This is a genomic window from Paenibacillus sp. J23TS9, from assembly GCF_018403225.1.
Lineage (GTDB): Bacteria > Bacillota > Bacilli > Paenibacillales > Paenibacillaceae > Paenibacillus_AQ.
On the sequence record NZ_BOSG01000001.1, the window covers coordinates 3,095,998 to 3,110,074 of the forward strand.

13 protein-coding genes and 2 tRNA genes are annotated in these 14,077 nt (G+C 46.8%); 3 read left to right on the forward strand and 12 right to left on the reverse strand.

Annotation, left to right across the window (positions count from 1 at the left end):
* Positions 1-79: 79 nt before the first annotated feature.
* From KJS65_RS14500 to KJS65_RS14520, 5 genes are all read right to left on the reverse strand, one after another.
* On the reverse strand, positions 80-1,936 hold the full coding sequence (locus tag KJS65_RS14500; protein ID WP_244864524.1) for a beta-L-arabinofuranosidase domain-containing protein: 1,857 nt from the start codon (positions 1,934-1,936) through the stop codon (positions 80-82).
* A 104-nt stretch (positions 1,937-2,040) separates the two neighbouring features.
* A complete protein-coding gene (locus KJS65_RS14505; RefSeq protein ID WP_213650413.1) occupies positions 2,041-3,123 on the reverse strand; it encodes a glycoside hydrolase family 172 protein in 1,083 nt (360 codons plus the stop codon).
* A gap of 122 nt (positions 3,124-3,245) precedes the next feature.
* Positions 3,246-5,018 (reverse strand): glycoside hydrolase family 2 protein, encoded by a 1,773-nt coding sequence (locus KJS65_RS14510; RefSeq protein ID WP_213650414.1) that lies wholly within the window; start codon positions 5,016-5,018, stop codon positions 3,246-3,248.
* A gap of 475 nt (positions 5,019-5,493) precedes the next feature.
* Complete coding sequence (locus KJS65_RS14515; RefSeq protein WP_213650415.1) at positions 5,494-6,450, reverse strand: ArsR/SmtB family transcription factor; 957 nt, start codon at positions 6,448-6,450, stop codon at positions 5,494-5,496.
* A 145-nt stretch (positions 6,451-6,595) separates the two neighbouring features.
* Positions 6,596-8,026: a PAS domain S-box protein gene (locus KJS65_RS14520; protein ID WP_213650416.1), complete on the reverse strand. Its 1,431-nt coding sequence runs from the start codon at positions 8,024-8,026 to the stop codon at positions 6,596-6,598.
* Positions 8,027-8,707: 681 nt separating this feature from the next.
* Here KJS65_RS14520 and KJS65_RS14525 point away from each other — a divergent pair.
* Positions 8,708-9,073, forward strand: a complete 366-nt coding sequence (locus tag KJS65_RS14525) for a DUF4180 domain-containing protein (protein WP_213650825.1) — start codon at positions 8,708-8,710, stop codon at positions 9,071-9,073.
* Between the two features lie 61 nt (positions 9,074-9,134).
* A complete protein-coding gene (locus tag KJS65_RS14530) occupies positions 9,135-9,782 on the forward strand; it encodes a formylglycine-generating enzyme family protein (RefSeq protein ID WP_213650826.1) in 648 nt (215 codons plus the stop codon).
* A 51-nt stretch (positions 9,783-9,833) separates the two neighbouring features.
* Here the strand turns inward: KJS65_RS14530 and KJS65_RS14535 are convergent.
* The 3 genes from KJS65_RS14535 to nrdR form a co-directional block, all read right to left on the reverse strand.
* A tRNA-Lys gene (locus KJS65_RS14535) sits at positions 9,834-9,906 on the reverse strand.
* A gap of 27 nt (positions 9,907-9,933) precedes the next feature.
* Positions 9,934-10,009: transfer RNA gene (locus KJS65_RS14540), tRNA-Ala, on the reverse strand.
* Between the two features lie 192 nt (positions 10,010-10,201).
* Positions 10,202-10,678 (reverse strand): transcriptional regulator NrdR, encoded by a 477-nt coding sequence (nrdR, locus tag KJS65_RS14545; RefSeq protein WP_136604189.1) that lies wholly within the window; start codon positions 10,676-10,678, stop codon positions 10,202-10,204.
* 196 nt (positions 10,679-10,874) lie between these two features.
* Between nrdR and KJS65_RS14550 the strand changes: the two genes are divergently transcribed.
* A complete protein-coding gene (locus tag KJS65_RS14550) occupies positions 10,875-11,093 on the forward strand; it encodes an alpha/beta-type small acid-soluble spore protein (protein ID WP_136604188.1) in 219 nt (72 codons plus the stop codon).
* A gap of 67 nt (positions 11,094-11,160) precedes the next feature.
* On the opposite strand, the gene KJS65_RS14555 is transcribed toward KJS65_RS14550, so the two are convergent.
* The 4 genes from KJS65_RS14555 to mutM form a co-directional block, all read right to left on the reverse strand.
* Entirely contained in the window at positions 11,161-11,733 is a 573-nt protein-coding gene (locus tag KJS65_RS14555; protein WP_136604187.1) for a lytic transglycosylase domain-containing protein, read from the reverse strand.
* On the reverse strand, positions 11,730-12,326 hold the full coding sequence (coaE, locus tag KJS65_RS14560; protein ID WP_213650417.1) for a dephospho-CoA kinase: 597 nt from the start codon (positions 12,324-12,326) through the stop codon (positions 11,730-11,732). Before coaE ends, KJS65_RS14555 begins: the two co-directional genes overlap by 4 nt.
* 14 nt (positions 12,327-12,340) lie before the next feature.
* Complete coding sequence (gene ytaF / locus KJS65_RS14565) at positions 12,341-13,033, reverse strand: sporulation membrane protein YtaF (RefSeq protein WP_213650418.1); 693 nt, start codon at positions 13,031-13,033, stop codon at positions 12,341-12,343.
* A 164-nt stretch (positions 13,034-13,197) separates the two neighbouring features.
* Complete coding sequence (gene mutM, locus KJS65_RS14570; RefSeq protein WP_213650419.1) at positions 13,198-14,028, reverse strand: DNA-formamidopyrimidine glycosylase; 831 nt, start codon at positions 14,026-14,028, stop codon at positions 13,198-13,200.
* Between the last annotated feature and the right edge of the window lie 49 nt (positions 14,029-14,077).

The following is a 14,077-nucleotide window of genomic DNA, read 5'->3' on the forward strand; positions in this document are numbered from 1 at the left end:
TGCCCGCCAAAATGAAAGAAAGCTGTCCTTTGTCTGAACGATCATTCAAATAAAGGACAGCTTCTTATGCAAAATCTTTTTACTTCAGCAACGGAAATTCGCCGATTCTCAGTTTGGCGCTCCCATAAGGAACGAGTTCAAGAGATTGGAGTGGTGAACCGTCTACGGCCGGATTGAGCGGTGGCGCATCCGCATTGTTTCCGGCCATTCGCCAATTTTGCACCAGGCGCCCTCTTGTCTTTAATCTAATCGGCGTATCGGCAGATTTGAACGGCTGTGTCGGGATATCGGACAATACCACTTCAAAATCTCCCCCTGCCTGAAGGCCATACTTCCAGGGAGTAGTGGGATAAATCTCCCAGTCATGAAATAGCTCGCGTTTGACATGCAGCTGCCAGCTTTCGCCGATCGGAAGCACATAAAGCAGTGGCCCTCTCTCGATGCTGACCGCGTACGAACCTCGCGAAAGGGTCCGAACCTCCATTGGAAGACAGAGCTGAATTTGCTCACCGCTCTTCCATTCTCTCAGAATGGTGGTATAACCGTTCACGACGTTTACTTCTAACACATTCCCATTGACCGTCAAAGTAGGGGAAGCGCACCATTCAGGAATCCGAAGACGAATGGCGAAGGTCTCCGGACGACTCAGTTTCATTTCAATTCGAACGGTATCCCGGAACGGATAATCCCCGCTCACCGTCAGTTCCGCGTTCACGCCCTGCCCGACCTTGGTCTTCACGCGGCAAGGCGCATAGGAAACAACAGCAAGACCGCCGCTTCCATCTCCCATCCAGAGATGAGAAACAAGCTTGGGCCATCCTTGATGCATATTTGCCGTACAGCAGCCGAAATTCGGCTCGAGTCCAAACAAGTTTGCATCATCGCTGTTGCTCCAATTCCGCTCCGCCACATTGCACATGATTTGATTCACTTGCTGATCATATTGATGCGACTTCCAATCGGCTGCAATCGCGGCTGGCAATGCGTTGAAAGCAATTTTTTCAAGGATGTCCCCATAGGCTCCATCGCCGAATACCCGAACCAGCTGCTCCATCGTATACATGTACTCAACAACTGCGCACAGCTCAACGCCCTGGCTCGGATGTGTGCCTGACAGCCATTCGTCTCCAGAGAATAGTCCATGCGCCTGCCCGTGATAGTTCATCAGACTTTGGATGCCCCGCTTGATCGCTTCCTTCTGCCTGGAGTCACCCGAGATTTCATAGAGAATGCCGGGTGTCTTGATCCCCATCGCCACATTCACTACATGCGTGCGGTGATCCCAATGCTCAACCTTCCGCCAAAACGGAAAATCATATAGAATCCCGGTCCAATCCATAGTCTGGGAGGCGACTTCCTCCGCCAGCCTGATCAGGAAGTCGTCGCCGGTGCGGCGATACAGCCAATAAATACTTACGAGCATATCAGCTCCCCGTGCCTCAGCCCAATCCCTGAGCGGATTCAGTTGAATATAATCCATGGCGAACCGGAAAAATCCAGTCATAAAAGGAATGACCCTGTCATCTCCGGTAGCCTCTTCATACTGCGTCATGACTTTGAGCATAATCATGTAATGCCACCAATCGAAACGCTTGTCAATGTCATTGTTGACGGTGACAATTCGTTCCGGACCGAATAAACCATCTTCCTTCTGGCTGGCAAGCGCCCATTCAATCCATCGCTTCGCTTTGGAAATCAAACGTTCATCCTCCAGCAAATAAGCCAAAGGGATCAGCCCGTCCAGATAATAGGGGCCGCGTTCCCAGCTATCCCCTTTCCCGCCAAGCCAGCCGTTGTCCGGACCGACATCAGGCCAATGCTCCTCCAAGTGTCCGGTCAAACCGTCCGCTTGAATTTGCAGCTGATTTTTCAGCCAGCCGAGCGGTTTGATGCTGCCGAGCGGCAACGTTTTGAATGCACTGTGATACAACGTCAAAGGAATGACCTCCCCAGGAATGAAAATCATGAATAACCGGAAATGAATTCGAATGTAATCCATGGTTGAGTATAATGGCGCTTGCTTAGCGGCAAGCTCATTCCTTAAATGACCTCACGGCTGTCGTTATCGGGCAAATCAGGAAAACGGGAATGCGGCTCGGACTGATACCAGAACGCCGTGGAAGCGATATCGCTCTGCTGCGGCAAGTAACGATGGCCGGAACGCCAGCCAAGATCCTGAATCGTCACCTTCAAATCATGCTCAAAGCGGATCGGATCGAGTACATGCCAACGATACATCCCGAATCGCTGTTGGCTGCGGTACAAGCCGTCCGGTTTAATGAGCTGATGCATGCCGAGAAAAGCCGTTGAGTAGGTGGAATATTGGCCGCTCGGCTGTTCCCAATTCCACGCCCCGCCAAAATAATCCTCCGTACCGGTTCCACAGATCGTCGGGAACTCCTGATCTCCATCCATGAAAAACTTAATTTCCCCTTCACCCCACCAGCCGTTATTGTTAACCTGCCATGCCAGATAGGTTCCGACATAATGCCCTTTCCCTTTCACTTCATCAAGAATGGTATGCACTTCTTTATAGGGCACGGGGCTATTTCTTCTCCACTGAGCATGGAAATATGCCATATTTGCCGGTACTTCAGTCAATGTGTAATTCACTTGATAATAGAGGACGGCTTTTTCCGCCGATGTATTCTCCATCGTGATTTTCGCTGCTTGGCGAAACGGCATCAGCCAATAGCTGTTCATGCCCCCGGCCGGGTTCACGGCAACAGGGAATGAGTTAACGTTGCTTCGTTCCTGCCAGCCATTGCAGAAGAAATCCCCGACCGGTACTTCAACCGACGGCTCATCTTCTTCATCCCAATAAAGGCGAAAAATCAGATTACGCCAAAAAGTAGGAAAACACGTCAGCCATATATGCTGAATCGCTCCGGGACCTTCAATAGCCGCCATCGTGAACGTGGCTCCAGGCTCGATTTCGACCGACGGCGATACCTTCCAGCCGGTTCCCAAGTCACGTGCACATCCGGCCCCCGTGCCTTCGGTCGCCATACCTCCCGACCCCTTTGATCCGGTGAAGTTTTCCGGGCTAATCGATCTTGTCTTGGCATCTGAAAGCTGAGGTAAATTTCCGAGTCCCATGTTAAGACCGTTAAATCTGTCCATGATTGCGATCTCCTTTGGTATATCCGAATGTATATAATGGGAATGCCGCCGGCTGCACAAATTTGTTATCATCCGTTCTCAAGTGGGGTACAGTCGCCTGAAGTCACGGTACGAACCCAAAATTACGCCAAGCTTTTCGACGGGTCCATCTCTTCAATCGCTGCCTTCCGGGCATTGATGCGGCGAATCACTTCCGGATTAAATTTCGCCTGCCTGTCATACGTATACAATCCATTCACTTCCTGCTCCACATCATATAACTGGGTATAGCAGAATCCGAACATCATCGGATGATCCAGAAGGGCATTCGTTAATCCTTCATAACGTTCGATAAACCCTTCCTCAGATACCGGTCTGTCGCCGTACCCCCAAGATTTTTCGTCCTTCTGATCCGGGTTCCACCAAATCCCGCCATATTCGCTGATAAAATAAGGCTGCCCCTCATACTTCTGTCTATCCGGAAAAGTATTATATACCTCCCCGCCGGTTTTCATCGCTTCATATCTTGCCCGGAACGTCTGCGGATTCTGGTCATAATCATGAAGATCGAAGATATCCGTCACGACATGGAAATTACCGCTGGTATCGATGACGGGGCGCGTCGGATCGAGCCGCTTCGTAACCTCATAGACAATACGCAGCACATCGTTATGCTGCTTGGTGCCGTCTTGATCCCAAGTCTCGTTAAAAGGACACCAGCCGATGAGTGCCGGATGGTTGAAATCCCGTTCCACCCCTTCAAGCCACTCCGGCAAAAATGAAGCCAGGCTTTCCGTTGTCGTAATATCCAGTCCCCAATTGGCATGCTCTCCCCACACCAGATAACCAAGTCTGTCAGCCCAGTACAAAAAGCGGGGTTCAAACATTTTTTCATGAAGTCTCGCACCGTTAAAGCCAAGCCCCATTGAAATTTCGATATCTTTGCGGAGGTCTTCATCACTTGGGGCGGTATAGACACCCTCTGGGTAAAAGCCCTGATCCAGCACAAGACGCTGAAACACGGATTTTCCGTTGATCCGAAAAGCCATGCCATCGAGCCTTACCGTCCTGAGACCGAAATATGATTCGACGGTATCTCTTTCCTGACCCTCATGATGCAGGGATAACTTCAGATCATACAGCTTGGCATTACCTACTTCCCACAGGTGAATTTCGGATAGCGGAAGTGTAAGCTTGACGGAAGGACCGGAGACAACGGCGCTGACATTCCCTGCAGGATTACCCTCAAAAAAGGCAGATGCGTTAAGCGTTCCTCCTGCTGCGTTTCCGCTAATCTGCACCTCCAAATGCGCGCACTTATTATCCGGATCAGGCACCAATTTCATATCGGATAAATAGGACTCTGACACTTGCTCAAGCCATACGGTCTGCCAAATCCCCGTCGTGCGCGTGTAATCGCAGCCATGCGAGTAGTATCTTCCGCTTTGCTTGCCGCGGGGCTGGCGTCCGGAACGAGTATCGTCTTCCGCGTAGACCGTAACGACGTTCGTGCCCATCGAGACAGCCGCGGTAATATCAAAGGAAAATGAACTATACCCTCCGCGATGCTTCCCTACGGATATCCCGTTCACCCATACTTCGGTTTCGTAATCGACAGCGCCAAAATGAAGCAGAATTCTGCCGTTCGTCCAGGCTTCGGGGACGGAAAATTCCCGTTTGTACCACACCGCTGCCATAAAATCTTTATATTCCACACCGGAAAGCTTGCTTTCCGGACAAAAAGGTACCGTGATCGTTCCCGACAAATCATTGCCGGATTCCTGGTACCCGCGTTCTTTTCCGCTCTTGCCATGGTCAATTTCGAATTGCCATGGGCCGTTCAAATTGATCCAATCCTGTCGAACCCATTGGGGACGGGGATATTCCGGACGCGGAAGTGCTGAAGGATGCTTCATTTTTAAAAACTCCTTTTATGGTTTTTTAGATAAAAAGTGCTTTTCTTTATCTTTATTGAAAGTATAATAATGACGCTAAACACTGTCAACGTTTTCATTCAGGTTTAATGTAATTAATATAATTCCAAGGTGTTCTATAAATCTTTTGTCGGCATGGTTTCTTATAAGTTTATCTTAGAAAAAACGACTTTACACCCTTTATATATAAAGGTTATTTTCAAATTATGTCCTTATGTATACGCTAGATCCGCTTAACTATTGCTTGTGAATAACAAATTCATTTATTACAACTTTCCTGTAACTAAAAAGTTAATCACGGTATGGATATGCCAGAAGGCTTGAACGCGAAGCCATGTCCCTGTGGATTCCAGAGGCGGTTGTCTGTATACGCAAAAAAACAAGAAAGGCTCGTTGTTGCAAGCTTTCTTGTTCACTATTCGCCATCAAGCACGTCCCGTTTAAGCTCGCGGCGACGTTACTTTTCCGCAGGTTTTTGTTCGTCTGAATCGAAGGTGTAATTGACTCGCATAACAATATGCTGCTCATGATCGCCAAACCCTTGGCCAAACAGGTTTACGCCCCCCTGATGAACGGCATCCGGTTGGATTCCGATCCGCAACCGCAGTTTGGGGCTTTGGGCGAGATTCACATCATGTAACGTTACATCCGACACCTTCTCCATATCCAGCATCGTCTTTTCATAGTCCATATGCCATGTTTTCAGAAGTCCGTACTGCGTCGCCCAATCAGACCACCATTCGGGATTCAATTTCCCCCGGCGATCCCCGAAATCTCCGGGACTCGTCCACGTCCCGATCTCAACACCATTGATCCACAAGGAAATATCAGAGGGCCAATCATTATTATAACTCGATACTTCGGAGCACATCTCCAACGACAGCTCCAACGATTCTATTCTTGCTTCGGGAGGAATCTCCATTGGCAGCAAATACTCCACATATCCCTTGCGAAACCAGATGATTTGCGCGTGAATATGCTCGGGATGATAGAAAATGGCCGGTTCATCTTCATTTAATATTACGCTTTTCGCGCTTGCCATTCCACAGGTCGGCGATACTTCGCAGTCGCTGTAATGACCAATCGGCATCTCTACTTCATAGTGGTTTAATTCCCCTTTGGGAATTCTCCTTTTCATATTCAATGCAATGTGGATCCCCTCATAATTGGGGCTGCATACCTTCATCGCTCCACGGGATGCCGGAAGCATCTCCGTATGAATCAGTTTTGCGCCCTCCAACACCTTGATGTGACTTGCCACCGTTGAAACCGGGAGATTCAGCGCTTCAGCAATTTCGATCACATTTAATTTGTGTGAAACTAAAAGCTGGAGGATATCAATCCGGGAACGGGTCGACAAGGCGCGGGCAACACTTGCCAGTTTGTCCGGGTCGTTAAAGCTAAGTTCCAGCACTCATACGCTCTCCTTTAGAAAATATAAATTACACCAATTTTACTGAATAATGAGCATAAAAACAATGTTGGCATCATGATCAGCATGAAAGCCATCGCCCTCGAATGTAAAAGAAAGAATGACTTTTGCTTTTGCTGCAAGAACCTTACTCCTGCAAAGGCAGCGTGATATCAAATGTTGTTCCTTCATGAACGACGCTGTGGATGTTAATTCCGCCTTTATGATCTCCGATGATCTTGTAGCACATCATTAAGCCGAGTCCCGTCCCCTTTTCTTTCGTCGTAAAAAAAGGCTCGCCCAGCCGATGAAACTGATTTTCGTTAATTCCAACACCTTGGTCGACAAAACGAATCAGAGCATTCCCTTCCTGTACACAGGCATAAATACGAATAACTCCGCCGTATGGCATTGCCTCGATCGCGTTTTTTAAAATATTGACGAAGACTTGCTTGATTTCCATTTCCGAGCACTCAACGCAGGGAAAGCATCCTTCGACTTCAGTCATGATTTTGATATTATTGAGCGCAGCCTGGGCCTCCAATAAGGTCACAACGCCTTGTAGAATCCGGATAAGATTATTTTTTTGAAATTTTGATTGATAGGGTTTGGCAATCACCAAAAATTCATTCACGATACTGTTTATTCGATCGATTTCAGATAGCATAATGTTAAAATACTCTGCCTTGTTAACCTGCCCGGATTGCATGATTTGCAAAAATCCCCGTAAGGAAGTAAGCGGGTTCCGGATCTCATGCGCTAGTCCGGCGGCCAATTGGCCAACGGCATTCAATTTATCCGCCTTCCGGTAAAAGTCCTCCATTTTTTTGCGCTCGGAAATATCCCGCGCAATGCCGGTCAGCGCGATTATATCGTCATTAGCAGCTTTAATAGGGGACACAGTTAAAAAAACATGTATATTTTCTCCGTCTTTCCGCGGCCTCACGGTTTCCAAATGAATCAATTTCTTATCGGAATGCAAAAGCCTGCAAATTTCCTCAGGACGACTCCCCAAATGTGCAGGAAACATGGGTGCCGGTTTGCCAAGGAGTTCAGCCTCGGACCAACCGTATATTTTCTCAAAGGCAGGATTAATGCGAATGACGTTGCCTTCTGTATCCATAATGCAAATGCCGTCGACCGAGCTCTCATATAAGGATTCCAGCAGCTCTTTCGTTTCCATCAGCTCTTTTTCGCTGGTCCTTCGCTCCGTAATATCTACGCAAGAGGCAATCACTTCAACGACTTCACCCTGTCGCTTGATCGGCCGCAGTGATGCCAAATAGGACACGCCAAGCAGCTCGCCTTCATAACTTACTTCTTCCTTCCCCTCCCAGGCCTCGCTATAAAACACTTCTTTTTTTGCAGCGAAATCTTCAGGGAGAAAGTCCTTCAGCCGTCTGCCAATCACTTCCTGAGACGTTAATCCGATTTTGGATAATAATTGACCCGCACAAAATGTATGTATGAACTGACCTTCAATATTCTTGAATTTAAACGTCATGCCTTGCTGCTCCGATAACATTCCCATCAGTTCCTCATGAGAATATTCCAAGAGGTCAATCAGAGGTTTATCCATATGCACACACTCCTACGGCCAGATATGAATACACAAATTGCATTGCATTCCATTTCATTCGACGAGTGAACGCGAGCCTCCTTCCCGAACAAGGGTATGTCTATCAAAACTTGAAGCCATGCTCTGCCTAAGCGCCAGGATTCGCTCCTTATTGGAGATTACGATACTATCATAAAAACACGCCAAATACCTCCTATTAATCCAAAAACGCCATTTGAATCAAAGCCTTTGCCTTCTTGAGCTGCCTTTCGTCTAGCTGTTGAAGCATGGAGAATATCTCGGTCATGGTCGTTCCCTCCGGAGAAGATTGATTGGGGGTACCCACGGCGTCATTTTCAGCATCCTTTCCTTTGTCTCACACCTCTTCGAAAGCTTCCTTTTGCACCCAGGATGCTTCTGTAGTGTCTTTCAAGCATTGGATAAGGATAACTTGATTATTGAGACTTTCAGTCGTTCATAGCCTATAATGGTTTGAAGATCAATTCTCAAATTCGAATACAATGATTCCTGAGGCAGTGCAGGTCGCACTGAAGAACATCCTCCCGCTTCATAGCGAGGATACTCAAGGGTAGGGTCAAATGTATCGGATCTTGAGGGTATTGAAAGGATGAATATCACGAACGTTGAGGATAATCGATAGATCTGTAAGGACTATCTCAAAAAGCTAATTGGAGGAACATGATGAAAATAACCAAAATAAAAGAGAATGATGCAGAAATTGCCGTTATAAGCAGCAGTGAAATGCTGATTACGGATGTTCAGTCGGCTTTAGATTTGATAGCAACCGTAAATTATGAAGCAGGTTGTCATCGAATTATTTTAAATAAGTCAGCCGTATGTGAGGATTTTTTCAACTTAAAAACGCGGCTTGCAGGTGAAATATTGCAAAAGTTTGTTAACTATCACGTGAAAATTGCGATCATTGGTGATTTCTCTGAGTATTCTAGTAAGAATTTCAAAGATTTCATCTATGAAAGTAACAAAGGAAAGGATCTATTCTTCTTGTCGAATGAAAAACAAGCTCTGGATAAATTGAGCATTCGTTAGCTCTGAAATTGAGGAGGCGCATGGAGTGTCAGATGCATTAAAGAAAGATTTTGATTATCCAATGATCAGCATTCCTGGTGGAGAAATAGAATTAAGAGATGATCGAATAAAAAAGGTATGGAAAACCGAAATAAAACCGTTCCTTCTTGCCCAATACCCTGTAACCATGGAACTGTATTGTACGATTACGGGAAAAGCATCCGCTACTATCTACGGAAATCAAAGGCCAGTTGTGAATATTTCTTGGAATGAAGCCATTCGCTTATGCAATCTACTTTCTCAGAAAGCCGGATTGAATGAATGTTATTCATTAAATCATGACAGTGAAGAAATCATCTGCGATTGGGGATCAGACGGATATCGCCTTCCTTCTGAAGCAGAATGGCAGCATGCATGTAAAGCAGGAACTACCGGATATAGATATGGAGAAATTGATCAGATCGCATGGTATCAGGAAAATTCAGAAGGCAAAATCCATGAAGTAGGAACAAAGGAACCGAATGCATGGGGTCTGTATGACATGCTGGGAAATGTTTGGGAGTGGTGCTGGGATTTATATGACGAGAAAGTATATGGTTCCTACCGTATTTTTCGGGGTGGCAGTTGGGCTGAAGAGAAGCGAGGCTGTGGGGCCTCATGTCGTCGTCGCAGTCACCCATCATTTAGCATCGATGATCTTGGATTACGCCTTGCCCGGTCTTTGTCGTGAGAATGATTGCGAAACAAAAAGAAACGGCATTTCTGCCGTTTCTTTAAAAAATGGATTGTCAGGGACTCGAACCCTGGACCGCCTGATTAAGAGTCAGATGCTCTACCAACTGAGCTAACAATCCACGCTATCCATAATTGTATGAAGTGTATGGTGGAGCCTAGGGGGATCGAACCCCTGACCTCATCGCTGCCAGCGATGCGCTCTCCCAGCTGAGCTAAGGCCCCATATAATCAATTCTCTTTCAAAAAGAGCACTCCTATAATATAGCATATCAGACAAGCTCACGCAACATTTTTCTAGCTAAGAATTACCTTATGAGGCTGCCTCGACAATAAAAAAAGGACAGTTACTGGAGCTGTTCCGCATGAACATCCAGTCTAAAGTCCTTTTTTAATGCTTTCTTACTGGCACCGAGATTAATCGCCTGAATCAGGCATTGTATTTTTGGACAACAATCCTTTGAGCTCTTTCATAAACATATTGATATCCTTGAATTGCCGGTACACGGATGCGAAGCGAACGTAAGCCACCTCGTCCACGGGATATAGCTGCTCCATGACCAGTTCGCCGATCTGGCGGCTCTCCACTTCTGCTACGGCTGTATTCCGCAGCGCCTTCTCTACCTCTGAGACAATGGCTTCCAGCTGTTCCACGGAAACAGGACGCTTCTCACAGGCACGGATGAGACCGCGCAGAATTTTATCCCGGCTGAACTCCTCACGGCTTCCGTCCTTCTTGATGACGATCAACGGCGTTTCCTCCACCATTTCAAACGTCGTAAAGCGCCTGCTGCATTTCTCGCATTCGCGTCTGCGGCGAATCGATTTATTATCATTGGCCGGACGGGAATCCAGCACCTTGGTGCCTGCATAATCACAGTACGGGCATTTCATGCAAACTCACTTCCTTTATCATTCACAATGGTATTTACATTCCGGCTTAATCACACTTAAAAAGACGGTAAAGCCGCCTCCTATAAGGCCGCACGGGAAATAACTTATATTTCCAATCAAAAATATATAAAAAAAGTTATGAAGATTCAAATTTTGAGACATAATACTTTTACCAACAGCGAGGAGGTGAACATCAATGGCTCAAAACAACAGTTCTAACAACCTGGTAGTAACTAAAGCTACCGCAGCCCTCAACCAAATGAAATATGAAGTTGCCCAAGAGCTGGGTATCAGTATTCCTCAAGACGGATACCAAGGTAACATGACTTCCTATGAGAACGGTTCGATCGGGGGATACATCACAAAACGTCTTGTAACCCTGGCTGAACAACAATTGGCTGGTCAATTCAAATAATACATCTGTATTCAAGGAAGTATTGAGGCGGCCCAAAAGCCGCTTCAATACTTCTTTGCTTGTCTACTCAGAAATCGCTGTAAATACGTGTATATTGATTATAATAATAAACTACCCGTTGTATGTAGTGCCTCGTCTCCCCGATCGGAATGTTCTTCACGGATTCCAGAGTCCCATCCCAGACTCCCTTTTTAAGCCATCCGTCTACTTTACCAGGCCCCGCATTATAAGCCGCAATAACCGCAATCCGGTTTCCTTTGAACTGGTTAGTTAGGTTATTCAGGTACCAGGTCCCGATTTCGATGCTGGATTCTGGCTTATGCTTGATGTGATCCATCGTAACTTCCGGAATCCTAGCCTGTTCCATAGCCCATTGGGCCGTATCCGGCATAAGCTGCATAAGACCTAGCGCTCCCTTTTTCGATTCTTTACCCAGCTTGTAATTGGACTCCACCCGGATGATGGATGCAATCAAAAAAGGATCTACATTATAACGCTCGGATTGCTCTCTGATATTTTCCTTATAATAAATGGGATAAAACCAGGACATCCAGTTGGTGCTGAAGAAGAGGACAACGACAAAACCGAGAAACAGGACGAGAAGGACTCTCTTTTTCCGCAAAAATTGTAAATACTTCATGCGTATCCTGACTGAATCCAGAAATCATCAATTTGACGCTCCGTTAGTTCAGCATCTCCGCTGTTATCAATCACAATGTCTGCCTTCATCTTCTTTTCTTCAATATCCATCTGCGACCCGATCCGTGCTGACGCCTCATCTCTGTTCAATTGATTGCGCTGCATTAAGCGCTCCAATTGAATGACCCGCGGGGCATATACCACCATGACTCGTTCAAACATGTGCTCAAGTCCCGATTCAAACAATAAGGGAATATCCACAACCACAAGCCGGTTTGGGTGCTCCCGTTCCAGAGACTCCATCTGCTTACGGATTTCACTGCGGATTGCCGGATGCGTAATATCATTTAAAGCTTGACGCTGGGAAGGATCATGGAAAACAATGTCTCCCAGTTTTTTTCTGTCCAAAGTACCATCCGCAAGAATCATAGCTTGTCCAAAATGATCGGCAACGGCCGCCAAAACGGGATGACCCGGGAGCATAACCTCCCGGGCGATTACATCAGCATCAACAAGCAGGGCTCCCTTGTTTATCAAGAGAGCGGATACGGTGCTTTTTCCAGTCGCTATACCTCCGGTTAACCCGATATTCATGTGCTAAACTCACCTCATAACAGCTTTATTATTCCCATAGCTATTAATAATAACGCCGGAAGAGCCGTAAAATGCCGCATCCATGATCTGGATGCAAACCGGAAGCCGGTCTTCATGCCGATCACTAAAAAGGTACCGCTGAACAGCGCGATGACAAGGGCCGTCCAGATAGGTGAGAATCCGAGTAGTGCAGCACCGAGGCCCGCTCCAAATGCATCCAATGAGAGGGCGATCCCGAGCCACATCGCTTCAAAACCCGAAATACTTCCAGACTTGTCAATATCGGCTGATGACGGCGTCCGCAGAATGCGGATCACAAGTCCAAGCTTACGTATTTCCAGTGAAAATACGGTTTGCTCAGTCTCCTTCACTAAGACTGCTGGAATCTCTGCAGCCTTGATCGTTACGGCATCTTTATCCTCACGGCTCTTTTCTTTCTGAATCAGAAGCTGAATCAAAGACCAGGAACCCATAATAATCAATATGACAGCTCCGACGATGGATGCGGCATCAGGTGACACCACCCTGGCCAAAAGCACGCCCACCTGCATCGATATATAAATGATGACACCGGAACATAATGAAATGATCACTACGGACAATGGTGAGATCTTCATCTGCCTGAGTCCATATGTAATCCCGACACCAAAACTGTCTAAGCTTAAAGCAAATGCAAGCAGGAGCAGTGAAAAGACATGACTGAGCACCCCTGGTTTCCCTCCCCTTGATGAAACGGTCCAGTCCGGGCCTGTTTGGAAAGAGAGGCCCTTGACGTTCCGATTCCCTGAAGTTCAATTCAATCTTAGTATATGGGAGGGACAAACAAGGGGTGCACGCCCATGCTTTAATTTACTTTTAAGATGTAGTTCAATTACTTAATCGACTGGCATACCGGACAGTAATGAGTTCCCCGGCCGCCGACAACGGATTTCTCGATGATCGTTCCGCAGGTCTGACAAGGTTGGTTTTGACGTCCATAAATCTTGAGCTGATGCTGGAACCTCCCCATCTCACCTTGTCCATTGACATAGGACTTAATGGAAGAACCTCCGACTTCAACCGATTCCGCCAGGGTCTCTACCACAGCCTGATGCAATTTATGATACTGCTCGTCCGTAAGCGTGTTCGCCAACTGCTCGGGATGAATGCCGGCTCTGAAAAGAGACTCATCCACATAAATATTCCCGATGCCGACCACATATGCCTGGTTTAACAATACAGCTTTGATTTTCGTTGTCTTGCCCGCCAAGATTGCTTTGAACTTCTCGACGGTAAACTCGGCATCCAGCGGCTCAATTCCCAGTTTTGACAACGGAGGAACGGTGAATTCCTCCCCAGGATTGAACAGATGCATCGTACCGAATTGGCGCACATCCTTGTACCTTAACTCGGTCCCGTCGTTGAAATGGAAAATAACATGCGTATGCTTCTCCACTGGTTCGGAGCTTTCGTATAAACCATAACGTCCTTCCATCCGCAGATGTGAAACCAGGACCAAATCATCCAGCAGAATACGCAAAAATTTACCACGGCGCTTCACGCTTTGAATGGTATGTCCTGCAAGCATAAAAGCAAACTGATCTATATCGTCAGGGCGCTGAATAATCCGCGCCAAATTTACGGTAACATGGTCAATGACTTTACCTTTAACCAATTGGTTTAATGTTCTTTTGACTGTCTCGACTTCCGGTAATTCCGGCATGATGACTTCACCTCATCCCCATTATAACGGAAGTTAGTACTCTATGGGG